General features: G+C 70.0%; 18 protein-coding genes. 3 read left to right on the forward strand and 15 right to left on the reverse strand.

What is annotated here, in order from left to right; translation table 11 throughout:
• Nucleotides 1-75 precede the first annotated feature (75 nt).
• From ASD69_RS19070 to pilG, 8 genes are all read right to left on the reverse strand, one after another.
• Nucleotides 76-1,164, reverse strand: a complete 1,089-nt coding sequence (locus ASD69_RS19070; RefSeq protein WP_255357240.1) for a heparan-alpha-glucosaminide N-acetyltransferase domain-containing protein — start codon at nt 1,162-1,164, stop codon at nt 76-78.
• A 19-nt stretch (nt 1,165-1,183) separates the two neighbouring features.
• Nucleotides 1,184-1,666, reverse strand: coding sequence for a chemotaxis protein CheW (locus ASD69_RS19075; protein ID WP_056182261.1), 483 nt, complete (start codon nt 1,664-1,666; stop codon nt 1,184-1,186).
• A 14-nt stretch (nt 1,667-1,680) separates the two neighbouring features.
• On the reverse strand, nt 1,681-3,213 hold the full coding sequence (locus ASD69_RS19080; protein WP_056182263.1) for a chemotaxis protein CheB: 1,533 nt from the start codon (nt 3,211-3,213) through the stop codon (nt 1,681-1,683).
• The gene (locus tag ASD69_RS19085; RefSeq protein WP_056182266.1) at nt 3,206-9,835 is read right to left on the reverse strand and encodes an Hpt domain-containing protein; all 6,630 of its coding nucleotides are present in this window, start codon (nt 9,833-9,835) and stop codon (nt 3,206-3,208) included. The genes ASD69_RS19080 and ASD69_RS19085 overlap by 8 nt, the downstream gene beginning before the upstream one ends.
• Before the next feature lie 106 nt (nt 9,836-9,941).
• Nucleotides 9,942-11,966: a methyl-accepting chemotaxis protein gene (locus ASD69_RS19090; protein WP_056182270.1), complete on the reverse strand. Its 2,025-nt coding sequence runs from the start codon at nt 11,964-11,966 to the stop codon at nt 9,942-9,944.
• A 111-nt stretch (nt 11,967-12,077) separates the two neighbouring features.
• Entirely contained in the window at nt 12,078-12,629 is a 552-nt protein-coding gene (locus tag ASD69_RS19095) for a chemotaxis protein CheW (RefSeq protein ID WP_056182272.1), read from the reverse strand.
• Between the two features lie 18 nt (nt 12,630-12,647).
• Nucleotides 12,648-13,013 (reverse strand): response regulator, encoded by a 366-nt coding sequence (locus ASD69_RS19100; RefSeq protein WP_056182274.1) that lies wholly within the window; start codon nt 13,011-13,013, stop codon nt 12,648-12,650.
• Between the two features lie 20 nt (nt 13,014-13,033).
• The gene (gene pilG / locus ASD69_RS19105) at nt 13,034-13,432 is read right to left on the reverse strand and encodes a twitching motility response regulator PilG (protein WP_055900524.1); all 399 of its coding nucleotides are present in this window, start codon (nt 13,430-13,432) and stop codon (nt 13,034-13,036) included.
• A gap of 339 nt (nt 13,433-13,771) precedes the next feature.
• Here pilG and gshB point away from each other — a divergent pair, with 339 nt between their 5' ends.
• Together gshB and ASD69_RS19115 are read left to right on the forward strand one after the other, a co-directional pair.
• Nucleotides 13,772-14,725 (forward strand): glutathione synthase, encoded by a 954-nt coding sequence (gene gshB, locus ASD69_RS19110; RefSeq protein WP_056182277.1) that lies wholly within the window; start codon nt 13,772-13,774, stop codon nt 14,723-14,725.
• Nucleotides 14,722-15,606 carry an energy transducer TonB gene (locus tag ASD69_RS19115; RefSeq protein ID WP_056182281.1) on the forward strand — a complete coding sequence of 295 codons (885 nt, stop codon included), beginning with the start codon at nt 14,722-14,724 and terminating at the stop codon, nt 15,604-15,606. The genes gshB and ASD69_RS19115 overlap by 4 nt, the downstream gene beginning before the upstream one ends.
• 52 nt (nt 15,607-15,658) lie before the next feature.
• Here the strand turns inward: ASD69_RS19115 and lepB are convergent, their stop codons facing one another.
• From lepB to mrcB, 7 genes are all read right to left on the reverse strand, one after another.
• Nucleotides 15,659-16,276 carry a signal peptidase I gene (gene lepB, locus ASD69_RS19120; protein WP_056182284.1) on the reverse strand — a complete coding sequence of 206 codons (618 nt, stop codon included), beginning with the start codon at nt 16,274-16,276 and terminating at the stop codon, nt 15,659-15,661.
• A 122-nt stretch (nt 16,277-16,398) separates the two neighbouring features.
• Nucleotides 16,399-16,695, reverse strand: a complete 297-nt coding sequence (locus ASD69_RS19125; RefSeq protein WP_056182286.1) for a hypothetical protein — start codon at nt 16,693-16,695, stop codon at nt 16,399-16,401.
• A gap of 20 nt (nt 16,696-16,715) precedes the next feature.
• Entirely contained in the window at nt 16,716-17,471 is a 756-nt protein-coding gene (gene tsaB, locus ASD69_RS19130; RefSeq protein WP_056182289.1) for a tRNA (adenosine(37)-N6)-threonylcarbamoyltransferase complex dimerization subunit type 1 TsaB, read from the reverse strand.
• A 21-nt stretch (nt 17,472-17,492) separates the two neighbouring features.
• Entirely contained in the window at nt 17,493-17,921 is a 429-nt protein-coding gene (locus tag ASD69_RS19135; RefSeq protein ID WP_056182290.1) for a VOC family protein, read from the reverse strand.
• Complete coding sequence (locus ASD69_RS19140; protein WP_056182294.1) at nt 17,914-20,025, reverse strand: ATP-dependent DNA helicase; 2,112 nt, start codon at nt 20,023-20,025, stop codon at nt 17,914-17,916. Before ASD69_RS19140 ends, ASD69_RS19135 begins: the two co-directional genes overlap by 8 nt.
• Before the next feature lie 19 nt (nt 20,026-20,044).
• Nucleotides 20,045-20,617 carry a hypothetical protein gene (locus tag ASD69_RS19145; RefSeq protein ID WP_200944034.1) on the reverse strand — a complete coding sequence of 191 codons (573 nt, stop codon included), beginning with the start codon at nt 20,615-20,617 and terminating at the stop codon, nt 20,045-20,047.
• Nucleotides 20,618-20,624: 7 nt separating this feature from the next.
• A complete protein-coding gene (gene mrcB / locus ASD69_RS19150) occupies nt 20,625-23,015 on the reverse strand; it encodes a penicillin-binding protein 1B (RefSeq protein WP_157499358.1) in 2,391 nt (796 codons plus the stop codon).
• A 138-nt stretch (nt 23,016-23,153) separates the two neighbouring features.
• Here mrcB and ASD69_RS19155 point away from each other — a divergent pair, with 138 nt between their 5' ends.
• Entirely contained in the window at nt 23,154-25,256 is a 2,103-nt protein-coding gene (locus tag ASD69_RS19155) for a glycosyltransferase (protein WP_056182302.1), read from the forward strand.
• Nucleotides 25,257-25,394 lie beyond the last annotated feature (138 nt).

Consider the following 25,394-nt stretch of genomic DNA (forward strand, 5'->3'; position numbering starts at 1 on the left):
ACGAGGTGCATGCTGCGTCGGGGACCTAGGATGTGGTGAGCCATAGGCGAACCGCATCGCGCGCCGCCACGGCGGCTAGATCTTGAAGTAGATCCGACGCATATCCAGCGCCCGCACCACGACCCACCACAGCGCCACGAACGCGAGTGCATAGGCCAGCGACGGCAGGTAGGGTCCGAAGCTCGGGGTCATCCAATCCGCGAACGCATGCCGGTACAGCGGCTCCAACCAGCCCGCCGCAGCCAGGGCGTAGAGCAGAAATGCCGAGCCGGCATAGGCCGCGATCGCATTGACGCCGAAAGCGTGCCCCAGCGCCGGCCAGCCGCGCACATCGATGGCGCGGTGGAACGCGGCCAGAATCCAGCAGGCGATACCGCCGGTCCACAGCGCGTAGCTGGGCGTCCACAGATTCTTGTTGAGCGGCTGCGCATACGACAGCAGGTAACCCAGCGCCATGCACAGCGCGCCGGCGATCCACAGCGCGCGCAAGCGCCCGTTTCGCAGCCAATCGCCTGCGCGCAGTCCGAGCAAGGTGGTGGCCAAGGCGCCGAGCGTGCTGAGCAGGCCTTCGGGATCGTGACCGCGCCCGCTGCCCGGTTCCAGTTGGTAGACGTGGACACCGAGCAGTTGGCTGTCGACGCGGCTGGCGATATTCGCGTAGAGCTCGTAGCCGCCACCCGCCGCCAGCAGCAGGCCGTAGCCCAGCAGCACGGCGGCCAGCAGGCCCCATTGCGCGCGCGCCGGCAGCCACAGCGCGCACAAGCCCGCCGCGCCGAAGCACAGGCCGATGCGTTGCAGCACGCCCATCGCCCGGTAATGCTCAAGATCGAAGGCCCACCAGGCGCACAGATGCAGCAGCAGGCCCAGGCCGAAGATGCGGGCGGCGCGCGCCAGCACGCCGCGCGCGAGCGCGGGTTTGGCGTCGCCGCGCTCCACGCGCGGATTCAGCGCCAGCGCGATCGACACGCCGACGATGAACAGGAACATCGGGAAGATCAGGTCGGTCGGCGTGCAGCCGTGCCAGTGCGCATGCAGCAGCGGCGCATACACATGGTTCCAATCGCCGGGATTGTTGACCAGCAGCATCGCCGCCACGGTCAGGCCGCGTAACGTATCGACCGATGCGTAACGCGGCGGCGCAGCGGAGGTCGCACAGGCGCCCACGCCGCGCGGGAGGCCGGACTCAGGCGGCCTGCGCGAGCGCGCCGCCGATCAGGGCTTCCACGGCTTCCAGGTCGGGCACGAAGGCCACGTCCTCGTTCAGCACCACGCGCGCGTGCACGCCCTGCGGGATGCCTTCCTGGTTGGTGTCCAGCAACAGGCCGTCCTGCGACACCGTGACCAGGCGCGGGAAGCCCTGGGTCAGCATGGCGAAGTACGGTGCGCGCGGATCGCCGCCCAGCGCCTTGAGCACCACGACCTTGCTGCCCAGCGCGGCGTTTTCCTGGGCGAACCCGGCCATTTCCGCGAACGCGATCAGAGGCAGCTGCCAACCGCGCCAGCGCAGGCGGCCCAGCAGCCAATGCGGCGCATCGGCGATCGGCTCCGGCGGCGCGTACGACAGCACCTCGGCGATGGTGGCGTTGGGCAGCAGCAGGCGCGCGCCCGAGACCTGGATCAACACGCCTCGGATGTCGCTGGGCACGGTGGTGTTCTGCTCGGACATATCGTTCGCTTTCCTCAGGACCAGCGCGCTGCCAGGCGCGCGGCCAGTTCGGCCGGTTGACCCGCTTCGCCGCCGCGCGCGATCAACGCGTTGGGCGCGGCCGCGTCGAAGCAACCGTCGGGCGCCTGGCCGGCGACCAGCGCGCCGGCCCAAGCATGATTCATCGCCGCGTCGACCAGGGCAGGATCGCTGCCGCTGAGCATCAGCACCGCGCTGTCGGCGGGCGGCAGCGCCGCCAGCACGTCGGTGCCGTCGCCGTTGAACTGGATGCCGGAGTCGCCGACGTTGATGCCGACGCCCGCGGGCAGGATATAGATCACGCCGGCGATCGCGCGCGAGCCCGGCTCGGCCAGCTTGACCAGCACCGAGGTCGCGCGCTGCATCTGCGCGACCAGCTTGTCGTAGCGGCCGCCGTCCAGACGCTGCTGCACCAGCAGCGGACGCGGGAAGTCTTCCGGCATCGCGCCCAGCAGCTGACGCACCGCATCCGGGCCGCCGATGCCGGCCAACACCAGCACGGCGCCGCCGACGCTCTGGGTCGGACGGTCGTCGACCAGCTCCAGCGAGGAAATGCGCTGTTCGATCGCATCCAGATCGCGATGCAGGTTGCCGTCGGCGTTGTCGCGGGCGCGCGGCTCGGCGGCGGCGCGCAATGCCGGCGCGTCGTCGTCGAAGCCCCACTCCGGCGCCACCGGCACGGCTTTTTCGGCCACGGGCGCGGGCGCCTCGGCGATGGGCTCGTCCTGCGGCGGCAGCGGCGGCGGCACGCGTTCGGACACGAATTCGAACTGGGTGGAGTACATCACCACCAGCGCTTCGGTGGGCGCACCGGGCATCGACACCGGCGCGGCGGGCTCGGCCTCGAAATCGAAGCTGGACTCGAACGGCGCCAGCTCCACCGGCGCTTCCGGCGCGGCGGCCGCGGCCGGATCGGCATCGATGTCGAAGGTGGATTCGAACGGTTTGAGCTCGATCGGCGCATCGTCGAGCGCGCCTTCGATCTCGATCGGGGCCAGCTCGGACGGAAGCTCCGGCGGCAACTCGGCGACGTGATCGGGGGCGACGAAGGACAGCCCGCCGCTGGGGATCTCGACCGCGACCGGGTCGAAACCGGCGTAGGACTCTTCGCGCACCGGCGGCACGTAGGGACGGTCGGCCTGGGGCGCGAACAGCGCCTGCTCCGGTTCCGGCTCGCGGCCCGGCGGCAGCACGTCGTTGTGGTGGTGCAGCTTGGCGCTGAGGTGGCGCACCCAACGCGCCGCATCCCAGCCTTCGCGGGCGGCGGCGAGTTCGGCTTCCTCGAACAGCACTTCGATCGAGGGATCCACCAGCACGCTTTCGAAACGGTCCAGCGCGTCCTCGGTGACCTGATCCAGCGCCACCACGACCACGTTCGGCGCGGCGGCGCTGAGCTCGGCCGGCAGCAGCCGGGTCGGATCGGCTTCCAGCACCAACTGCGCGCCGGCGTCGTTAAGCGCGCCACGCAGGCGATCGCGGGCCGCGCCTTCGCGCGCCAGCAGTACCACGCGTCTGCTCGAATCACTCATGGTGTCGCGCGATTCCCAGCAATTCGAACACGTTGCGCATCAGTTCCGGCTCCTGGTAAGGCTTGCCCAGGTAGCGTTCCACGCCGATCTCGAACGCGCGCTGACGATGCTTGTCGCCGGTACGCGAGGTGATCATGACGATGGGCACGTCGCGCAGGCGCGCGTCGGACTTCATCTGCGTGGCCAGCTCGTAGCCGTCCATGCGCGGCATTTCGATGTCGAGCAGCATCAGGTCCGGCACCACATCGGTCATGCGCTCCAGCGCATCCAGGCCGTCCTTCGCGGTCAGCACCTCGAAGTTGTGGCGCTCCAGCACGCGGCCGGTGACCTTGCGCATGGTGACCGAGTCGTCGACCACCATCACCAGCGGCACGCGGCGGGTTTCGACCGGCACCACCGGCGCCGGCACGTAGTCGCGCGGCAGCAGGGCCTGACGGCGCACCAGCGGCGCGACGTCCAGAATCACGACCACGCGGCCGTCGCCCATGATGGTGCCGCCGAAGATGCCCGGCACCGAAGCGACCTGCGGACCGACCGGCTTGACCACGATTTCGCGGTTGCCGACGACCTGGTCGACGGTGACCGCGGCGCGCAGATCGCCGGAGCGGATCAGCAGCAGCGGCATCTGCAACTGGCCTTCGGCCTTGGCCGGGGCGTGGCCCAGCAGCAGACCCAGGTCGTGCACGGCGTAGTCTTCGCCGCCGTAACGGTAGTTGGCGCCTTCGGCTTCCAGGCCCTCGCGCGCGATCCGGCCGACGCCACGCACCGAGGCGATCGGCACCGCGAAGGTGGTATCGCCGATGCGCACGAACACCGCCTGGGTGACCGCGAGCGTCTGCGGCAGGCGCAGGAGGAAGGTGACGCCCTTGCCCGGACGCGATTGGATGTCGAGCGTGCCGCCGAGCTGACGCACTTCGCTAGCGACCACGTCCATGCCGACGCCGCGGCCGGCCAGGCGGCTGACCTCGTCGGCGGTGGAGAAGCCCGGTTCCAGGATCAGTGCGTCGAGGTCGCTGTCGGCCAGCACCGCTTCGGCGCGGACCAGACCGCGCTCTTCGCCGCGGCGGCGGATCGCGGCGCGGTCCAGGCCGGCGCCGTCGTCGGCCACTTCCAGCACGACTTCGGAACCTTCGCGGCGCACCGCGATGCGGACCGTGCCCTCTTCCGGCTTGCCGGCCTGCCTGCGTTGCGCGGGCGCTTCCAGACCGTGCGCGACGGCGTTGCGGAGCATGTGCTCCAGCGGCGCGGTCATGCGCTCCAGCACGTTGCGGTCGAGTTCGCCCTGGGTGCCTTCCAGCTTGAGCTGGACCTGCTTGCCCAGTTCGCCCGAGGCCTGACGCACGACGCGACGCAGACGCGGCAGCAGCGCATCGAACGGCACCATGCGCGTGCGCATGAGGCCTTCCTGCAGATCCGAGCTGACGCGCGACTGTTGCAGCAGCAGGGTTTCGTACTGGCGCGTGAGGTCGTCCAGCGTGGTCTGCAAGCTGCCCTGGTCGGCCGCGGACTCCGACAGCGCTCGCGAGAGCTGCTGCAGATTGGAGAAGCGGTCGAGTTCGAGCGGATCGAAGGACTGGTCGCTGGCGTCGCCCTCGCGCTGGTAGCGCGCGATGATCTGGGCTTCGGTTTCGATTTCCAGACGGCGCAGCTGGTCGCGCATACGCGTGTTGGTCTGCGCCATTTCCGCGATCGCGCCGCGGAACGCACCCAACTGCTGTTCCAGGCGGGCGCGGTAGATCGCGACTTCGCCGGCGTAGTTGACCAGGCGGTCGAGCAGGTCGGCGCGGATACGCACCTGTTCCTGCGGCGCGCGCACGCCGATGTCGTCGTCGTCGCCGACGGCGACCTCGACCATCGGCGCCGACAACGGCTTGAGTTCGACCTTGGGCGCGCTGGCCGGGACGATGGTGCCGTCGTCGGTGACGGTGGGCGCGGTGTAGATCTCGCCGCGCGCACGCGCGTCGAATTCGGCGATCAGCGCCTCGGGCATGGCGATCGCGCGACGCGTGCCGACCCGGGTGACCATCGCGTGCAGGCGGTCGAAACCGCGCTCCAGCAAGGGCACGCCGTCGCGGCCGAGTTCGCTGCGCTGATCGACCACCGCCTCCAGCAGCGATTCCATGGCGTGGCCGAGTTCGCCCACGGCCATGATGCCGGCCATGCGCGCGCCGCCCTTGAGGGTATGCAGATCGCGCTGCAGGCCGACCAGCGGCTCGCGTTCGTTCGGGGCCTCGCGCAGCTGCGCGAGCAGGCCGTCGGAATGGTCGAGCAGGTCGCCGCCTTCCTCGACGAAGATGTCGACCAGCTCGGGATCGAGCTCGGCCAGATCCAGCGCTTCGTCCGGATCGGGGTTGGCTTCGATGATGCGCTTGAGCGTTTCCGGCAGCGGCGCCGCCTCGGCGACTTCCACCGTTTCGACCGCGACCGGCTCGGCGACGATGTGGCCGTCTTCGACCGGATCGTCGTTGAAGTACTCGATTTCCGCGAGCTCGTCTTCGGGCGATGCCTCGAGCAACTCTGCTTCGAGCGACTGGGCTTCGAGCGACTCGGCTTCGACCGACTCGGCTTCGACCGACTCGGTTTCGTCGTTCGCGGCCGGCTGCGGCGCCAGGGCGTCGGCGGGCGGCGCCAACGCCGCGGCGATCGCGGCTTCGGCGGCGGCCTGCTGCTCGCGGGCCACGCGCTCGGCTTCGGCGTACTCGGCTTCCAGGAGCGCGTACTCGCGTTCCTCTTCGGCCAGACGTTCGGCCTCGGCCTGCTCGGCGGCGAGGCGCTCGGCTTCGATACGCTCGGCTGCGGCCTGTTCCGCGGCAACGCGCTCGGCTTCGGCCCGTTCGGCTTCAGCCTGTTCCACGGCGAGGCGCTCGGCTTCGGCCCGTTCGGCTTCGGCCTGCTCGGCGGCGAGGCGTTCGGCTTCGACGCGCTCGGCTTCAACTTGCTCGGCGGCGAGGCGTTCGGCTTCGACGCGCTCGGCTTCAACTTGCTCGGCGGCGAGGCGTTCGGCTTCGACGCGTTCGGCTTCGACGCGCTCGGCTTCGGCCTGCTCGGCGGCGAGGCGTTCGGCTTCGACGCGTTCGGCTTCGACCTGCTCGGCGGCGAGGCGTTCGGCTTCGACGCGTTCGACTTCGGCCTGCTCGGCGGCGAGGCGTTCGGCCTCGGCGCGCTCGGCCTGGGTTTGCTCGGCGGCGAGGCGCTCGGCTTCGATGCGCTCGGCCTCGGCCTGCTCGGCAGCCAGACGTTCGGCCTCGGCGCGCTCGGCCTGGGTTTGCTCGGCGGCGAGGTGCTCGGCTTCGATGCGCTCGGCCTCGGCCTGCTCGGCGGCAAGGCGTTCGGCTTCCGCCTGTTCGGCGGCGGCACGTTCGGCCTCGACCCGTTCGGCTTCGGCTTGTTCGGCGGCGATACGTTCGGCTTCGGCCGCAGCGCGTTCGGCGTCCGCCGCGGACGACAGGGCGTCGTCGCTGGGAATCGCCGCGGCGATGGCGCCCGCGATCACGCCGACGAACTCGCCGGCAGCGGAGGTTTCGGACTCCGGCTCATCCAGATCGGCGGCGCTGTGGCCGCGTACCAGACCGGCGGGCACGGCTTCGTCGTCGAGCTGGCCGAACGCGCTCAGGTCCAGCGCGGTGAGTTCGCTGTCCAGGCTGGTGTCGGCGAACGGCGATTCGGCCGATTCCACCGTCTCCAGATGCGGTTCTTCGATCTGCAGGCTGGAACGCGCATCCGGCAGGCTGTCGCGCAAGGCGATCATGCGCTCGGCCAGGCCCGGGAACACCGGCACGCTCTGCGGTTCGGACTTGAGACTGGCCAAGGTGCGTTCGATCGCGACCGCGACCGCGCCGATGGCGGCGACGCCCTCGTCGCTGGCCGGACCGCCCGCGGCCAACAGGCGCTTGACGTAGACCTCGGTCGGCGCGATCACGTCGGTGATGACCGGAACCTCGGTCATCGCGAACGCACCGTTGAGGGTGTGGATCGCGCGCTGCAGGCCATCGTCGGCCGGCGACGGCGCGGCCTGCGCGGCAGCCAGCCAGCGCTGGATGGTGACCAGGTGACCGGTGACTTCGGTGTCGAGGATTTCCAGCAGCACCGCGTCGACCGAGGCCGGCACGCCGGCGGCGGCGACCTCGACGGCGACGGGGGCCTCGGGCTCGGCGTCCACGGCCAGCGCTTCGGGCTCGACATCCAGCACGAAACTTTCGCTTTCGACCTCGACCGGAACCGGCACGTCTTCGACGATGGCTTCCAGCACCGGCTCGACCGGCGCCTCGACCGCGGACGCGGCCGGCGCGACCAGGTGCATCGGCCGGTAGAAGGCTTCCTCGCCGGTGGCGAGCAGATCGGCATGGGCCTCGATGCCGGCCAGATCGGCGGTGATCGGCCCCTCGTTGCGCAGCGCCGAGTACAGCTGCGGCAGCGCGCGATGGGCATGACCGACCAGATCGATCAGCTCGGGGCTGACCACGCGGCCATGGTCGCGCACGCGGTTGAGCAGGCTTTCGATCTTCCAGCTGAACTCGCCCAAGGTCTTGGCGCCGACCAGGCGGCCGCTGCCCTTGAGGGTGTGGAAGACGCGACGGATCGGGTACAGACGCTCCAGGTCGTCCGGCGCTTCGCGCCAGGCCGGCAGCAGGTCGTCGAGGTTGCCGATTTCTTCCTTGAACTCTTCCAGGAAGATGTCGCGGATCTCGTCGTCGATGTCGTCGCTGTGGGCGAAACCGCCGGTGGCGGCGGACTGGCGCGGAGCCTCGGCGAGCGCGGGCGCGGGTTCGACAGGCGGCGCGACCGGCGTCGGCGCCAGGGCTTCGGGCGCGACGTAGTCCAGATGCGCGCGGCCGGCGACCATGGCGTCGATCTCGGCCGCTTCCGGCAGTTCGATGCGGCCGGCGGCGGGCGTCGCGGTGGACGCGCTGGCCGGATCGGGCGTGCGCACGACTTCGGGCAGCGGCCAATAGCGCAGGGCTTCCAGGCTCTGGCGCGCGATGTCGAGGATGTCGTCGCGGTTCGGACGCTGCTCGCGCAGCGCCTCGAGGTAGTACTCCAGGCTGGCCAGGGCGTCGGCCAGGGTGTCCAGCTGCTGGCCGTTGGGCACGCGATGGCGGCCGATCAGCTCGACTTCGGTGTAGCGCTTGACGCCGGTCAGGTAGTCGGCGGGCAGCGGCAGTTCCAGCATGCGCAGCGCGCCGGCGACTTCGTCCAGCACGCGCGGCACTTCGACCAGCTCGGCGTGATCCCAGTTGGTCTCGACGAAGGCGACGAAGGACTGGCGCGCGTCGCCGAAGTTGGCGATGGCTTCGCGCACGACCACGTCCAGCACCTTGCGCGATTCGCCGGCCAGCAGGTCTTCGTCGGCCTTCTCTTCCGGCAGGCCCAGGCGCGAGACCTGGTCATCCAGCGAGGCGTCGACATACAGCAGGGCGCCGGCGACATCGAGCAGGGCGCCTTCGTCGGCCGGACGCTTGCCGTCGACGATTTCGATCATGGCGTCGCGCTGCTGCAGCACCACGGTGCGGGCGACGCCCAGCCCCATCATGCCCAGGGTGTCGCTGACGCGGGCCAGGGCCTCGATCTGCGGACGCAGTTCGCTGGCCTCGGTCTGATTGGTGCGCAGGTGCAGGTCCAGCGCGTCCTTGACCCGCAGCAGGTCTTCCTTGATCGCCGCCGATACGGTATCCAGCAGCGCGCGGTTGCGGCCGCTGAGGCTGCCGCGCGCGTGTTCGAGTTCGGACTCGCTGGGCAGGTGCGACGCCAGTTCGAAGGTCTGGCGCAGGTCGTCCAGGGCCGGATGGCGGCCGTCGCTATGGGCGACGTGATAGAGCAGCTGACGGGTCGGCTCGGCCGCGGGTTCGCCGCGCGGGCTGGAGAAACCGTCGTCGGCGAGCATCTGCCGGGCTTCGCGTTCGACGCCGCCGAAGGCCTGGCGCAGCGCGCGCGTGGGCGGCAGGGCGCCGTCGCGCAGGGCGCCGGCGACCGAGGAGGCCACCCACAGCATGCGCCGCACCGGCTCCAGCACGACGTCGGCGAGCAGGCCGTCGACCGCCTGGGCAAGCTTGCCGGCATCGGCCGGGGCGCCGTCTTCCGGCCACGCCGCCAGCGCATCGCGCAGCGTGGACAGATGCATATTGGTACTGCCGCGCGCGGGCGAGCTCGGCGGCGGCGGCGCCAGGTGCGCCGGCAGCGGACGGTCGAGATCGGGCGCGAACAGCACGCTTTCGTTGAGGCCCGCCTCGCCGCGCGAGGCGCGCAGTTCGTTGAGCAGCGGCAGCAGCACGATCGGAATGTCGCGGTGACCGCCCTGCAGGCGTTCCAGGTAGTCGGGCAGCAGCACCACGCCGCGCATCAGCGCCGCGCAGGCTTCGTCGCGATCGCCGACCTGGCCCTGTTGCAGCGCCAGCGCCAGGCGCTCCATTTCCTCGGCGACCATGGCCGGCGCGTACAGCTCGACCATGCGCAGGGTGCCGTGCACCTGATGCAGGTGGCTGGCGCAGAAGCGCATGCGACTGGTGTCGGTGGGATCCTCGGCGTAGGCCTCGATCTCCTGGCGCGCCTGGCGCAGGGTCTCGTCCAGCTCCGGCTTGATCCAGCCCAGCGTGGTGGTATCGATCGCTTCTCGCAGTGCGGTCATGCCGCCCCCCGCCCGTCAGCGAGGCCTCGGCGTGTTCGCCGGTCCTGGAGAAGCCTTGCGGCTGGGATCTTCATCCTGATTGCGACCTCGTCGTCCTGGGCTTGGCTTAGGCCGGCAGCTTGAAGTCGGCGACCGAGCGGCGCAGGTCGGCGGCCAACTGCGCCAGATTACCGATCGACTCGGCGGTCTGGTTGGCGCCTTGGGAGGTCTGCGAGGTGATTTGCTGAATCGTGTTCATGGTTTGAGTGATGTTCGAGGCCGCGCTGGACTGCTGCTGCGCCGCGCTGGAAATGCCTTGAATGAGGTTGGACAAGTCGGACGACACCTTTTCGATCTCGCCCAGCGCGGTACCCGCGTCCTCGGCCAGTCGGGCGCCGGCGACCACTTCCGAGGTCGTCTGCTCCATCGAGCTCACAGCTTCGTTGGTGTCGGACTGAATTGTCTGGACCAGCGTCTCGATTCGCTTCGTCGCGTTGGACGCGCGTTCCGCCAGTCGCTGCACTTCGTCGGCCACGACCGCGAACCCGCGGCCCGCTTCACCGGCCGAGGCGGCCTGAATGGCGGCGTTCAGCGCCAGGATGTTGGTCTGCTCCGAGATGTCGTTGATCAGTTCGACGATCGAGCCGATTTCCTGCGAGCTCTCGCCCAGGCGCTTGATTCGCTTCGAGGTTTCCTGGATCTGGTCGCGGATCGAGTCCATGCCCTGAATCGTCTGCCGCACCACGCCCGCGCCCTTGGTCGCGATCTGCACCGAGCGCTGCGCCACGTCCGCCGATTCGGCCGAGTTCTTGGAGACCTGGTCGATCGAGGCCGCGATTTCGCTGATGCGGTCGGAGGCCGAGTTGATCTCCTGGGCCTGGTGTTCGGCGGCCTCGGCCAGATGCATGGCGGTGGCCTGGGTTTCCTGGGCCGAGGAGGCCACCTGCACCGAGGTGTCGGTAATCGTCTGCACCAGGCTGCGCAGCTGTTCGACGGCGAAGTTGATCGAGTCCGCGATCGCGCCGGTCATGTCCTCGGTGACCGTCGCCTTCACCGTGAGGTCGCCTTCTGCGAGCGAACCCATTTCGTCCAGCAGGCGCATGATCGCCTCCTGGTTACGGTCGTTGAGTTCCTTGGTGGTCTGGTAACGCTTCTGCTGGGCGCGGTTCAAGGAGAACAGCAAGCCGGCGATGGCGAGCAGCGCGACGATACCGGAGATGATCGAGACCAGGATGTGGCCGAGCGGGTTGGTGCTGCGCACCGAGCCGAACGAGGTGAAGGCGCTGAACAGGTTTTCGCTGTCGTTGAGCAGCTTTTCCGAGCCGCTGGTGATCGATTCGGCCGCGCTCTGCGCGGCGAACAGCTTGGGCGAGCTGGCCGAGATCGCGTCCAGGTCCTTCTTCATTTCGGCCCACAGCGCCTCGGCCTGACCGAGCGCGGCGAGCGCGCCGCCGTTGCTCAGCGGCAGCACGCCGGTGGAGGTGTCGCCGCCCTTGCGCAGGCCGGTGAGCACGTTGCCGAACACCGCCGCATCGCGGCCCAGCGCGTCGCCGGCCAGCGAGGCGCCGCTGCCGCCGGCGCGCATTTCGGTGATGCGACGAGCCATGTTGCCGGCCAGCAGGACCTGGCGCAGGGCGATGTAGACCTGCGAGGACGGCGAGCCGGAGGCCGACATCGCGCGCACCAGCTCGTCCAGGCGCGCCTGCAGCTGCGGCACGCGGCCGGAGAAGCTGTCGAAGTTGCCGGCCAGGTCCAGGACCTGCTTCTCGGAGTTCAGCACCTGGTCGGCGTTCTTGCCCAGCAGGTCCCAGGTGTTGGTCACGGTCCCGATCGGGGTGGACACCTCGAAGGTGCCGCCGTAGACGTCGTTGAGCTGCTTGATGTCGCCGTCGATCTTGGTCTTGGTGGCCTTGAACGCCGCGAAGGCCTCCTTGGCGCCGCCGACCGCTTCACGCCCCTGCACCGCGAGTCTCTGCGAGTTCACCTGCAGCTGCGAAGCCGCGGTGCTGGCGCCGCCCAGCCGCGCCGCCTTCCAGGTCGCGTAGCCCGTGTTCAAGCCGAACACCGTCACCGAGATGCCCAGGATGATCAGCCAGGTGTTGACGCCCAGGTTGCGGCCCTTGCCGGCCACGTTGTCCATCACAGTGCTCATGTTCGACCTCAGAAAGTGTTGCTTATGCGGATTTGATGGTTTGGGCGGGGGAGCGGTTCGGGGTGCAGCGGTGTTGCCAGGGCAATGCGTAACGGTCGGGACCGGGGCCCGTCAGGCCGCGGCCTGACGGAACTCGGGCGTGCGGGCCAGCCGTTCCAGGCTGAAGATCCCCCACGGGTGATCGGCCAGGCGGTAGGCCCGGTCGATGAAATTGGCGTAGCGGCCTTCGGCCATGCGCTCCAGCGCGATCTCGTCGGCCGCGACCAGTTGCTGGTCGTTGAAGCTGCGCTGGCCGTAAAGCTCGTCGATCAGCACCGCGACGTCGCCGCCGGGCTGGCGCACCAGCAGCACGCGCTGACTTTCGTGCAGCACGGTACGGGTGCCTTCGAGGAATTGCTTGAGGTCGACCACCGGCAGCAGATTGCCGCGCACGTTGGCCAGGCCCAGCATCCACGGCTGCGCGCCGGGGACCGCGGTGACCTGCGGCAGCGGCAGGATTTCCACCACCTCGTCGAAACCCGAGGCCAGGCGGCGATCGCCGATGCGGTAACCGACGCCGCGCCAGAGGCCCGGCGCATCGAGCTGCTCGGGCAAGCCGACCACGTGCGCCAAGCTGCGGCGCTCGTAATCGACCAGCACATCGAACGGCGACTGCGTGTTCATAGACCGTACCTGATGGCGTCAGCCGCCGAGCAACGCGCTGATGCGCGCGATGAGCTCATCTTCGCGCGGCGGCTTGACGATGTAGTCCTTGGCGCCCTGGCGCATGCCCCAGGCCTTGTCGGTGTCCATGCCCTTGGTGCTCACGATGAGCACCGGGATGGCGCTGGTCGCGGCGTCGCGCGACAGCGCGCGAGTCGCCTGAAACCCGTTCATGCCCGGCAGCACCACGTCCATCAGTACCAGATCGGGCAACTCGCGCTTGCACGCCTCGATTCCGTCCTCGGCGCTGCCGGACGCGAACACCTGGTGTCCGTTGCGCTCCAGCAGCTGGGTCAGGACCGCCGTATCGGTCGGCGAGTCCTCGATCAGAAGAATGCGTGCCATGTGATTGCCCTACCCCCCGGTCAGGCGTGTACGTGCTTGCGAATCGCGTCGAGGAGTTCCTCGCGCGTAAATGGTTTGGTGAGGTACTGCTCCGAACCGACGATGCGTCCTCTCGCCTTATCGAACAGACCGTCCTTGGAGGACAGCATGATCACCGGCGTGCTCTTGAACAACTGATTGTTCTTGATCAGCGCGCAGGTTTGATAGCCGTCCAAACGCGGCATCATGATATCCACGAAGATGATTTGTGGATGCTGGTCGGCGATCTTCGCCAGTGCTTCGAATCCGTCCGTGGCCGTGACCACCTCACAACCTTCGCGTTTCAACAGCGTCTCGGCGGTACGACGGATGGTCTTGGAGTCATCGATCACCATGACCTTCAAACCGTCGAGGCTGCCGTTACGAGCCTCATCGAGCATTCTTTGTATCCCCCGGAGCGAAACGCCGCGCAATCCCCGGCGCGTCGCGAAGATGCCTTTATTCCAAGCCGCGCGCATGCTGTCAAGCACGCGTTTTCCCAGCAATAAAGCTGAACGCGTGGACCATGGCGCCCGCCGGGCCCTGAGGCTGCGGCTGGCGCGAGGGCCCGTTCGCGTCCGAGCATGCGCACGAATTGGGTCGGTCCCGTCGGGAATCCGGCGAAGGCCGACCCGACGAGTCAGAAAGGGCCCGGCAAGGACCAATCCTGACGCTACATGATGGCAGATATCGATGACCCGCCTGCTACCATCGCGCACATTTCCAGGTACGAATCGCCCATGCCGCTCGATATCGTCGTCGTGATGGACCCGATCGGGTCGATCAAGATCGCCAAAGACTCCACGTTCGCGATGCTGCTGGAAGCGCAGCGGCGTGGCCACCGACTGCACTATGTGCGCCCCGGTGCGCTGAGTTTGCGCGACGGCGACGCCCTGGCCACGGTCGCCCCGCTGACGGTGCGCGAGGACCCCAAGGGCTGGTACGAACTGGGGCCGTGGTCACAACTCGTACTGGGCCGCGGCCATGTGCTGCTGATGCGCAAGGACCCGCCGGTCGACGCCAACTACCTGCACGACACCCAGATCCTGAGCGTGGCCCAGAACGCCGGCGCCCTGGTTGTGAACGACCCCCAGGGCCTGCGCGACTACAACGAGAAGCTGGCCGCCCTGCTGTTCCCGCAGTGCTGCCCGCCGACCGTGGTCAGCCGCGACCCGGCCGTGCTCAAGGCCTTCGTGCAGGAGCACGGCGAAGCGGTGCTCAAGCCGCTGGACGGCATGGGCGGGCGCTCGATCTTCCGCGCCCGCGCGGGCGAGGCCAATCTCAACGTGATCCTGGAGACCCTGACCGGCGACCACGGCCTGGCCCTGGCCCAGCGCTATCTGCCGGAGATCGCCCAGGGCGATAAGCGCATCCTGCTGGTCGACGGCGTGGCGGTGGACTACTGCCTGGCGCGGATCCCGCAGGGCGACGAGTTCCGCGGCAATCTGGCCGCCGGCGGCCGCGGCGAAGGCCGCCCGCTGAGCGAGCGCGACCGCTGGATCGCCGCTCAGGTCGGGCCGGAGCTGCAGCGCCGCGGCATGCTGTTCGTGGGCCTGGACGTGATCGGCGACTACCTGACCGAGGTCAACGTGACCAGCCCGACCTGCATCCGCGAGCTCGATGCCCAGTTCGGCCTGAACATCGCAGGCAGCCTGTTCGACGCCATCGAAGCCCGGGCGGCGCAGGCGGCATGAGCGCGGCGGCGGCCCCTGCCCCCGGCGGTGCCGGCCTGGATGGCGAAGGCCGCTTCAGCGCGACCATGGTGCTGTCCCTGCTGATCCACGGCGTATTCGTGCTCGGCGTGGGCTATGCCCTGGAGCAGGCCGCGCCGGTGATGCCGACCCTGGACGTGATCCTGACCCAGACCTCGACCGCGCTCACGCCCAAGCAGGCCGATTTCATGGCCCAGGCCAACAACCAGGGCGGCGGCGAGCACGACAAAAGCAGCCGCCCGCGCGAGAACCAGTCCGGTCCGGCCCCGCAGCCCGAGCCCGGGGTGGCCGCGCGCGCCCTGCAGGCGCAGTCGCCGGCGCCGGCCCCGCCGCCGCAGGCGCGGGTGATCAGCTCCGCGCGCGGCGAATTCGTGGCCGCGCGCGCCCAGGCCACCACCCCGCCCAGCGAACGACCGCTGCCGGTGGGCCCGGAAAAAATCGACCGCGACATCCGCATGGCGCGCCTGGCGGCCGAGATCCATCTGCGCTCGGAGCGCTACGCCAAGCGTCCCAAGCGCAAGTTCGTGTCCGCCAGTACCCAGGAATACGCCTGGGCCGGCTATCTGCGCGGCTGGGTCGACCGGGTCGAGCGCGTCGGCAACCTCAATTACCCCGACGAGGCGCGCCGGCGCCGCCTGCAGGGCCAGGTCGTGATCAGCGTGGCGGTGCGCCGCAACGGCAGCGTCGAGCGCGCCGACATCGTCCAGTCCAGCGGCATCCCGCTGCTGGACGCTTCGGCGCTGCGCATCGCCCGCCTGGCCGAGCCCTACCCGCCGCTGCCGCACACCGACGAAGACCCCGACATCCTGCACGTGACCCGGACCTGGCAGTTCCTGCCGGACGGGGCGCTGGTGGACGAGTGAGCCAGCGATCGCCGCAAGCGCCGGCCCAGCAGGCGCCAACGCTCGGCCTACCTCACAGCGACTTCCACACCGGCCCTTCGCCGCTGCGCCAGTACACGCCCAGCGCCTTGGCGTACAGCGATTTCGCCGGCACCAGACCGAAGTAGCGACCGTCCTGGCTGTTGCCGCGGTGGTCGCCCATCACCAGCACCTGGCCCGGCGGAATGATCGCGTCGAGGACGTCGGGCCCGCCGCCGGCATCCAGATTCAGCAGCGCGCGATGCGCGCCGAACCGTTCGACCAGCGGCTCGCTCGCCAAGGCCATCGGCGCGCCGTCGATCGCCAGATGCCCGTCGATCACGCTGACCCGGTCGCCGCCGATCGCGACCACGCGCTTGATCAGACGGGTGCCGTCGGTCGGCGACTTGAACACCACCACATCGCCGCGTTGCGGCTCGCCGCGCGCCAGCAGGGTGGTCTCGGTGAACGGAATCCTCAGGCCGTAGGCCGACATATCGACCGCGACCCGATCGCCCGGCATCAGGGTGTGCTCCATCGAGCCGCTGGGCACCACGTAGTGATTGGCGAACGAGGTGCGCGCCACGGTCAGCAAGACCAGCATCACCAGCAGGGACCGACCTTCGCTGCGCATCCAACCGCGCAGACCGGGCTGCCTTTCCTTATTCGTCATGGCGCTTTCTCCTTAAGGTGTGCAGGAGTGACCCGCGCGGCATCGTCGGAGTTCCCACACGCCTAGGCCGGACGTCATGGCGACCAATGGGGCGGCAGGCGACTAGAACACCGGCGCAGTCTTTAAGCGCCGCGCAACTGCTTCAGCAGATGACGGCTCAGCAACTCGCACGGATCCAAGGCGATCAGACGTTCGATCAGAGCCCGATCGCATTCGTCCGGACGCTTGATCCAGTACCAGTACACGCCATTGCGGTAGTGCTCGGCGCCGGGAATTCCATCGCCGGTATCGTCTTGCGCGGCGCCGCCATCTTCGAGGAAAAGCTGCAGCTGCGCTTGGAAAAACTCGTCGGGATACAGGTCCAGATCCAGCCACTGGCGAGGCAGCCGGATGAGCGCGGCAAACTCGGACTTATCCATCGTTCTTGCGACGACCGCGATCAGCGACTGGCACGCAGCGCGCGTTGCTGCTCGATGGTCAACGCAACGTTGTTGCGCAGATAGGCGGGCTCAACGCGCTCCGGCGCCAGCGCTTCGCCGCGCGCGTAGGCGGCGACCGCGAGCCGCGCCACGTCGGCGGCGGTCGGCAGGGCGCTGGCGTCGATCGCCAAGAAGCGCGTGCCGAGATGCCGCGCCAGCGCACCGTCGGCAGCGCCGAAGCCGGTGCCCACGCCCAGCCAACCGTCGCGGTCGTCAGGCAGTGCGGCGGCTTCGGGCGCGAGCACGGCCTCGGCGTCCAGCGCGAACGCGTCGCCGTCGCGCAGCTCGAAGGCGCCGGTGTAGACCTCGCCCATGCGCGCGTCGATGCAAGCCAGGACACGCTGGGGCTCGACGATGCTCGCGTCGGCAAGCGGAGCGCGAATCATGTCGATCGCGCACGGCGCGGTGCGGGCGCCCAGGGCCAGGGCCGCGAGGCTCGACACCGCCACGATCGGGCGGTCCAACGCCAACGCGATGCCCTGCCCGATCGCGATCGCCAGGCGCACGCCGGTGAACGCGCCTGGGCCGCGGCCCAGCGCGATCGCGTCCAGCTGCGACTTGCGGATCCCGGCTTCGGCCAGCAACTGCTCGGCCCAGGGCAGGGACAGTTCGGCGTGACGGCGCGGCGCCAGCTCGTGGCGCTGGCGCAGTTCGCCGTCGATCCACAGCGCGACCGAACAGGCCTCGGTCGCGGTTTCGAAGGCGAGCAATTTCATGCGGCGCGGCTCATGCGGATCTCAGGCCGGCGGCGCGGTCGAGGCGTCGTCGGGCGCGGGCTGCCACAACTCGATCAGCGCACCTTCCGGATCGACCACGTAGCCGAACTTGCCCTGCTCGCTTTCCTCGTAACGGTCCAGCACCTGGCAGCCCTCGGCGCGCAACGCGGCCAGGGTGCCGGCGAGGTCGTCGACACGGTAGTTCAGCATGTAGGGCTTGTCGCTGGGCTGGAAGTACTGAGTGTCGGCCTTGAACGGCGACCACACCGTGCAGGCGCTCTCGCCGGTGTCGGCGCGGTTCCAGAACATCAGCGCGCCGCCCCAGTCCTGGGCGTCGATGCCGAGGTGGCGCGCATACCACTGCGACAGCGCGGCCGGGTCCTGGGCCTTGAAGAACACGCCGCCCAGCCCGTGCACGCGCGGCTTGCGGCCCTGATCGGTGTCAGTCATGGTCCTGCTCCTGGCTGGGGTCCGGTCCGGATTCTAGCGATTCGTCGCGCGCCGCATCGGCGCCCGGGGCGAAGAACGCGGCCACATCGGCGATCTCGCGGGTGCGCGGCAACGGCGGCAGCGACTCCATGAACACCCGACCGTAGCTCTTGGACTGCAGGCGCGGGTCGCACAGCACCAGTACGCCGCGGTCGGTCTCGGTGCGGATCAGGCGACCGGCGCCCTGCTTGAGCGCGATCACCGCCTGCGGCAGCTGCTCGTCGCGGAAGGGGTTGCCGCCGCTGCGCCGGATCGCGTCCAGGCGCGCTTCGAACACCGGGTCGTCGGGCGCGGCGAACGGCAGCTTGTCGATCACCACCACGCTCAGCGCCTCGCCGGCCACGTCCACGCCTTCGCGGAAACTGGCCGCGCCCAGCAGCACGCCGTTGCCGGAGGCGCGGAAGCGCTCCAGCAGCACCGGCCGCGGCGCCTCGCCCTGCACGAACAGCGGCCAGGGCCCGCCGCGCAGCAGCTCGGCGGCCTCGCGCAGGGCGCGGTGCGAGGCGAACAGCACGAAGGCGCGGCCGCCGGAGGCTTCCAGCACCGGCCGCAACTTGTCGACCAGGCTTTCGTTGTAGTGGCGCACCATCGGGTCGGGCAGACCGCGCGGCAGGTAGCACAGCGCCTGGCGCTCCCAATCGAAAGGGCTGGGCGCCAGCAGGGTCTGCGGTTCGACCAGGCCGAGCTTGTGCGCGTAATGCTGGAACTGGCCGCCGACCGCGAGCGTGGCCGAGGTGAACACCCAGGACGCGCGCGAGCGTTCGCGGTGCTCGGCGAGCGGACCGGCCACATCCAGCGGGGTGCGGCTGAGACGGAAGCCGCGCGCGGTCAGTTCGTACCACAGCACGCTGGCGTCGGCCTGCGGCGGCGTCGGCTCCTCGCCGAAACCTTCGTCGTCCACGCTCGTCGGTAGCGGCATGCGCACTTCGAAGTCGTCGCCGTCCTCGTCGACGATGTCGTCGGCCTCGCCATGGCGGCGCGGTTCGCCGCGCCAGCGGCGCAGGCGCGATTCGAATTCCTTGGCGCGCGCGTGGCAGCCGTCGAAACCGGGGGCGGCCTCGCGCAACGGCGCCAGCGCGGTCTGGATCTGCTGCAGCGACGCGGCCAGCACGTCGAAGGCGTACTCGACCGCGGGCAGCTCGGCGGCGCGCTTGCGGGTCGCTCGCACCGGCAGTTCGTCCATCGCCGCGCGCAGCGCGCGCACGGCCTGTTCCAGGTCGCGCGCCGGACCCTGCATGACCGCCAGCGAGCCCGGCGAATGCTTGCACTCGGCCAGGGCGTCGCGCGCCAGCTCGACCAGCGGGCGCGCGCTCAGCGCCTCGCCGAAGAACTGCGCGGCCAGGTCGGGCAGCTGATGCGCCTCGTCGACCACGAAGGCCTGCGCGCCCGGCAGAATTTCGCCGAAGCCCTCCTGCTTCAGGGCCAGGTCGGCGAGCAACAGATGATGGTTGACCACCACCACGTCGGCGGCCTGGGCACGCTGGCGCGCCTGCACCACGAAGCAATCGCCGAACATCGGGCACTCGCTGCCCAGGCAGTTCTCCGCGGTCGAGGTGACCATCGGCAGCAGCGGCGAATCCTCGGGCAGGGCCTCGAGTTCGGCCAGATCGCCCATGCGCGTGCGCCCGGCCCAGGACACGATGCGCTGGAACTGCGCGGCCAGCTCGCGGCTGCCGAAGCGCGGCTCGCCCTGGGCCTGCTTCAGGCGGTAGAGGCACAGGTAGTTCGCGCGGCCCTTGAGCAAGGCGGTCTTGAGGCCGACGCCGAGGGCGTCGCGCACGCGCGGCAGGTCGCGGTGATAGAGCTGGTCCTGGAGCGCGCGGGTGCCGGTGGAGACGATGGTCTTGAGGCCCGACAACAGCGCCGGCACCAGGTAGGCATAGGTCTTGCCGGTGCCGGTGCCGGCCTCGGCCAACAGGGTGCCGCGCGATTCGAACGCGTCGGCGATCGCCGCCGACAGCTCCTGCTGGGCCGGGCGCGGCGCGAACGCGGCGATGCTGCGCGCAAGGTCGCCACCTTCGCTCAACGCGGCGCGGCTGGCGACGCCGAGGCGGCCAGGTTCCATCACGCCCACCCCATCGCCTTCAATACCGCGGCGGCGCGGAAACGGTGCAGGCGTCGGCCTGCGCGCGCGCGGCGGCGACGTCACGGCCGGCCTGGGAGATGCGCGCCAGCACGGCGTCGAACTCCTCCTTGTAGACCGGCGTGGTCTTCAACACGTCCAGACGCGACTGGCGCACCGCCGCGATCGTGCTCCAGTGCCGGCGGCACAGCGGGCCGACCTTGGAACCACCGTCGTAGGCCTGCTTGGCGTAGCGCTCGGCGTCGTCGAGCTTGCGCAGCAGCAGCGCCGCTTCGGCGCGCTCCTGCAGCAGGGCCGGGTCGCTGGCATTGATCGCCAGCGCCTGGTCCAGCGCGGCGGCGGATTCGGCGTACTTGCGCTGCTTCTCCAGCGCGCTCGCGCTCTGGCGCAGGTCCTCGACGCGATTATCGCGCAGGGGCTGCACGTCGAGCTCGCGCGCGGCCACGGCCGACTTGCGGATCGCGGCGACCGCGGCTTCGGCGTCGTAGGGTGGTTGCGGCGGCGCCTGCGGGGCCGTGCTGCAGGCCGCGCACGCGGCGCTCAGGACCCACAGCACGCTGGAACGGAACCTCATACCCACTTCACTGCTCCTGCTGCTCCGGCGCCGGCTCGGCCGGCGCCTCTTCGTCGTCGCGCTTGCCGATACCGAACCAGTCGCGCCAGCCGCCGCCTTCGGACTCCGGCTCGGCCTGCGGCATCGGACACGGCGCGTAGTCGGGGGCGAAACCGGCGACGAAGGCGAAGCGGCGCGCGCTGGCGCAGCCCGGGTCGGTGGTGTTCTGGTTGACGATGAACTGCCAGTCGATGCCCTTGTCGCCGACCTGCAGCGGCGCGCTGGGCAGGCGCGAGAAGATCGACGACCACACCCGCATCGCGCCGGTCGCGCCGTACAGGCCGGTTTCCTTGTTCTGGTCGTTGCCGACCCAGATCACCGCCAGATGATCGCCGGTCCAGCCGGCGAACCAGCTGTCGCGGCCGTCGTTGCTGGTGCCGGTCTTGCCGGCCGGCGACAGGCGGCCGAGGCCGTCGTTGACGAGCTGGCGGCCGGTGCCGCTGGACACCGCCTGCTGCAGCGCGATGGTGATCAGGCGCGCCGCGATGGCGTCGCCTTCCTGGGCCGGCGCCGGCTCCTTGTCGTAGCGGTTGACCGCCTTGCCGTTGGCGTCCAGCACGCCGCGCACCGCGTGCAGCGGCTGGATCTCGCCGCCGGAGGCGAGGAACTGGTACAGCTGCGCCATCGCGTACGGGCTTTGATCGACCGCACCCAGGATCAGCGAGGGATTCGGATCGGCCTCGATGCCAGCCAGGGTCTTGATCAGGCCGGCCACGCGCTCGGGCGCGACCTGCATGCCCACGCGCACCGTGGCCTGGTTGTAGGACTGCGCCAGGGCGTCGACCAGACGCACCGTGCCGTGGCTGCGGCCGTCGGAGTTGCCCGGGTTCCAGCGCTTGCCCTTGCCCAGGGTGACGGTGACCGGCGAATCGTCGACGTAGCTGGCCAGCGAGTACTTACCCGGTTGGGCCAGCGCGAGCAGGTACACGAAGGGCTTGAGCAGCGAGCCGACCGGCCGCTGAGCCTCGACCGCGCGGTTGAAACCGTGCTGGGCGACGTCGCGGCTGCCGACCACGGCCACCACTTCGCCGTTGTGCACGTCGGTGACCACCAGGCCAGCCTGCAGCGGCGGGCGGCGCTTGTTGTCCAGGCTCTTGAGCGTGCGCGCGACCGCGCCTTCGGCCTGGGCCTGGGCCGACGGCGCCATGCCGCTCATCACGCTCAAGCCGGCGCCGGCCAGCGCGTCGGCCGGATAGTCGCGCGCGAGCTGGCGGCGAATCAGGTCGACATAGGCCGGGAAGCGGTTGGCGGCGGTGCTGCCCGGCGTCTTGGTGATGCCCAGCGGGGTCTTCAGCGCACGCTGGTACTCGGCGTCGTCGATCAGCTGGGTCTCGTGCATCTCGCCGAGCACGAAGTTGCGCCGGTCCAGCGCGCGCGCGGGATTGCGGCGCGGATCGTAGTAGGACGGGCCCTTGACGATGCCGATCAGCAGCGCGATCTGCTCGGTGCTCAGATCGCGCAGGTCGCGGCCGAACCAGAACTCGGCGCCGGCGGCGACGCCGTGGATCGCCTGCGAACCGCGCTGGCCCAGATAGACCTGGTTGAAGTAGGCCTCCAGGATGGTGCGCTTGTCGTAGCGCGCCTCGATCAGCAGCGCGTACAGGATTTCCTTGGCCTTGCGGGTCGGGGTCTGCTCCTGGCCGATGCCGAGCAGGCCGCTGCGCGCGAGCTGCTGGGTCAGCGTGCTGGCGCCCTGGCGGGTGCCGGTCGCGGTCTTGAAGGCCGCGCGGATCATGCCGGAGATGTCGATGCCGAAATGGCTGTTGAAATCTCGGTCCTCGACCGCCTGCAGGCCGGTGACCAGCAGCTCGGGCACGTCCTCGATCCGGACCAGGCGACGCTCTTCCTGCTTCTGTCCATACAAGGTGGCGATGCGGGCCGGATCCAGGCGCGCGACCTTCAGCGATTTCTTGTTGCCGGCCTCGCGCAGGCTGGCCACGCGGCCGCCCGACAGCACCACTTCGATCCGGCGCCCGGCGACCGCGCCGTCGACGTCGTTGTAGCCGCGGCTGGAGATGGTCCAGCGCCCGCCCTCGCGGGCGTAGGTGCCGGTGCGCGCGCCGGCGCCGTCGTCGCGGTAGGCCGAGGCGTCCAGCTCGGTCTTGAGCGTGGTCGCATCAAGGGTTAAGCCGGGAGTCAGTTCCAGCGGACGGGCGTAGACGCGTGTGGGGATCTGCCAGCGCAGCTGGCCGAAGCGCTGCCCGACCTCGTGATTGAGGTAGAGCGTATACGGGATCAGGAAACCCAGGCCCAGGCCGATCGCGGCCAGGGCCCAGGTCACCAGGCGCCGTTTCCACGTCGGGGCGGCGCCGTCGTGCGTGCGGGCGTCGTCGGAGCTGTCGTCTTCGTCGTAATCGATTCGGGCCACGGCATGGGACAATGACAGGGCTGCGCCCTCGTAGCCATCGAGTCTAACGCAGCCGGCCGGCGCCGCCGCGCGGCGGGCCCGGCCACCGTATCCGTATTAGGGAATCCCTTCAGCAATGGCGAGCGTTCGATGGCGATGAGTTGGACCGATCTTCGGTTTCTGTTGGACCGGGGAACGGGCCTGGCGCGACGCGGCCTGATCAGCCTGCGTACCCGCGGTCTCGCCGCCTCCTGGCAACGCGTGCTCCGGCAGTTCCGGCGCGTGCCCGACGCCCAGCGCGCGGCCTTGTGGCTGCCGCAGGAGCAGCCGTTCGCGCCATTCGCGCTGCCGACCTCGCCGCAGCCGCGCGCCAGCGTGGTGATCCCGGTCTACAACCAGTTCGCCCACACCCTGGCCTGCCTGCGCGCGCTCGCCGCGCGCCCGCCCGAGGCGGCGTTCGAAGTGATCGTGGTCGACGACGGCAGTTCCGACGCCACCGAGGCCTCGCTGCGCCAGGTCGAGGGCCTGCGCTACCACCGCCGCGCCCGCAACGGCGGCTTCATCGCCGCCTGCAACGACGGCGCGGCGATGGCGCGCGGCGAGTACGTGGTTTTCCTCAACAACGACACCATCCCGCAGCCGGGCTGGCTGGACGTGCTGCTGGCGACCTTCGACGAACAGCCGAACGTCGGCCTGGTCGGCGCCCAGCTGGTTTACCCGGACGGCCGCCTGCAGGAAGCCGGCGGCATCGTGTTCGCCGACGCCAGCGGCTGGAACTACGGCCGCTTCGACGCCCCCGACCATCCGCGCTACGCCTTCCTGCGCGACGCCGACTATTGCTCGGGCGCGGCGATCGCGCTGCCGACCGCGCTGTTCGAGCGCCTGGGCCGTTTCGACACGCGCTACGCGCCGGCCTATTACGAAGACACCGACCTGGCCTTCGCGGTGCGCGCGGCCGGGCTGCGCGTGGTCTACCAGCCCAAGTCGCGGGTGGTGCATTGCGAAGGCATCACCGCCGGCACCGACACCGGTTCGGGCGTGAAGGCCTACCAGGTGCGCAACCGCGGCGTGTTCGCGGAAAAGTGGCGCGAGACGCTCGACGCGCAATGGCCGGCGAACACGCCGGCCGAACGCGCCGCGTACGCGCGCGGGCGCCGCTGCGTGCTGATCGTGGACGCGCTGGTGCCGCAGCCGGACCGCGATTCGGGTTCGCTGCGCCTGGTCAATCTGATGCGCCTGTTGCTGGAGGAGGGCGCGCAGGTGGTGTTCCTGCCGGCCAACCGCGCCAACGACGGCCGCTACACCGAAGACCTGCAGCGCATGGGCGTGGAGGTCTGGCATGCGCCGTACGCGCAGCGCGCGCCGGGCTGGCTGCGCGAACATGGCCCGCGCTTCGACACCGTCATGGTCTGCCGCCACTACGTGCTGCGCGAATTGCTGCCGCTGCTGCGCAAGTACGCACCGCAGGCGCGGCTGGTGTTCGATACCGTCGACCTGCACTACCTGCGCGAGCGCCGCGGCGCCGAGGTCGCCGGCGATCCGGCGCTGGCGCGCGCGGCCGAGGCCACGCGCAAGCTGGAGCTCGACATAATCGCGCGCTCCGACGCGACCTTCGTGGTCAGCGAGGTGGAGCGCAGCTTGTTGGCCCAGGATGCGCCGCAGGCGCGGGTCGACATTCTGTCCAACCTGCACCGCGTCGCCGGCGCCGGCCGCGCGTTCGAACAACGCCGCGACCTGGTCTTCGTCGGCGGTTTCCGTCATCCGCCGAACGTGGACGCGGTGCGCTGGTTCGCGACCGAGGTGTTCCCGCTGATCCGCGCCGAGCTGCCGGAGCTGCGCTTCCATTGCATCGGCGCCGACGCGCCGCCGGAGATCGCCGCGCTCGCGGCCCAGCCCGGCATCGAGATCCTCGGCCACGTACCCGACCTGGACCCGTACATGGACGGCGCGCGCATCGCGGTGGCGCCGCTGCGCTACGGCGCCGGCGTCAAGGGCAAGGTCAACCTGAGCATGGCCCACGGCCAGCCGGTGGTGGCCACGCGCTGCGCGGTCGAAGGCATGCACCTGCGCGACGGCGAAGACGCGCTGGTCGCCGACGACGCCGCCGGTTACGCGCAGGCGGTGCTGCGCCTGTACCGCGACCCGGCGCTGTGGCAGCGGCTGTCGGAGAACGGGCTGCGCAACGTCGAAACGCATTTCTCCCTCGACGCCGCGCGCGAAGTGGTGCGCAGGGTGCTATTGAAGCAGGAGTGAGTTTGGAGCAGTGAGGAGTGAGCGACAGCGTTCTCCTCCGGGCACAGCCGCACGCACGCCTCGGCCTCGCAGGGCTTGGTGACAAACGCAGCGCCGCGTTGCGGCGAACGCCGGCAGATCGCAAGCCGATTTCCCGAC

The organism is Lysobacter sp. Root604 (genome assembly GCF_001427505.1).
Taxonomy (GTDB): Bacteria; Pseudomonadota; Gammaproteobacteria; order Xanthomonadales; family Xanthomonadaceae; genus Lysobacter.

What these genes read in the sequence shown, in the direction of transcription:
- ASD69_RS19075 (WP_056182261.1), bottom strand. Translation starts at nt 1,666, where the DNA reads ATGTCCGAGCAGAACACCACCGTGCCCAGCGACATCCGAGGCGTGTTG.
- ASD69_RS19080 (WP_056182263.1), bottom strand. Translation starts at nt 3,213, where the DNA reads ATGAGTGATTCGAGCAGACGCGTGGTACTGCTGGCGCGCGAAGGCGCG.
- ASD69_RS19085 (WP_056182266.1), bottom strand. Translation starts at nt 9,835, where the DNA reads ATGACCGCACTGCGAGAAGCGATCGATACCACCACGCTGGGCTGGATC.
- ASD69_RS19090 (WP_056182270.1), bottom strand. Translation starts at nt 11,966, where the DNA reads ATGAGCACTGTGATGGACAACGTGGCCGGCAAGGGCCGCAACCTGGGC.
- ASD69_RS19095 (WP_056182272.1), bottom strand. Translation starts at nt 12,629, where the DNA reads ATGAACACGCAGTCGCCGTTCGATGTGCTGGTCGATTACGAGCGCCGC.
- ASD69_RS19100 (WP_056182274.1), bottom strand. Translation starts at nt 13,013, where the DNA reads ATGGCACGCATTCTTCTGATCGAGGACTCGCCGACCGATACGGCGGTC.
- pilG (WP_055900524.1), bottom strand. Translation starts at nt 13,432, where the DNA reads ATGCTCGATGAGGCTCGTAACGGCAGCCTCGACGGTTTGAAGGTCATG.
- gshB (WP_056182277.1), top strand. Translation starts at nt 13,772, where the DNA reads ATGCCGCTCGATATCGTCGTCGTGATGGACCCGATCGGGTCGATCAAG.
- ASD69_RS19115 (WP_056182281.1), top strand. Translation starts at nt 14,722, where the DNA reads ATGAGCGCGGCGGCGGCCCCTGCCCCCGGCGGTGCCGGCCTGGATGGC.
- lepB (WP_056182284.1), bottom strand. Translation starts at nt 16,276, where the DNA reads ATGACGAATAAGGAAAGGCAGCCCGGTCTGCGCGGTTGGATGCGCAGC.
- ASD69_RS19125 (WP_056182286.1), bottom strand. Translation starts at nt 16,695, where the DNA reads ATGGATAAGTCCGAGTTTGCCGCGCTCATCCGGCTGCCTCGCCAGTGG.
- tsaB (WP_056182289.1), bottom strand. Translation starts at nt 17,471, where the DNA reads ATGAAATTGCTCGCCTTCGAAACCGCGACCGAGGCCTGTTCGGTCGCG.
- ASD69_RS19135 (WP_056182290.1), bottom strand. Translation starts at nt 17,921, where the DNA reads ATGACTGACACCGATCAGGGCCGCAAGCCGCGCGTGCACGGGCTGGGC.
- ASD69_RS19140 (WP_056182294.1), bottom strand. Translation starts at nt 20,025, where the DNA reads ATGGAACCTGGCCGCCTCGGCGTCGCCAGCCGCGCCGCGTTGAGCGAA.
- ASD69_RS19145 (WP_200944034.1), bottom strand. Translation starts at nt 20,617, where the DNA reads ATGAGGTTCCGTTCCAGCGTGCTGTGGGTCCTGAGCGCCGCGTGCGCG.
- ASD69_RS19155 (WP_056182302.1), top strand. Translation starts at nt 23,154, where the DNA reads ATGGCGATGAGTTGGACCGATCTTCGGTTTCTGTTGGACCGGGGAACG.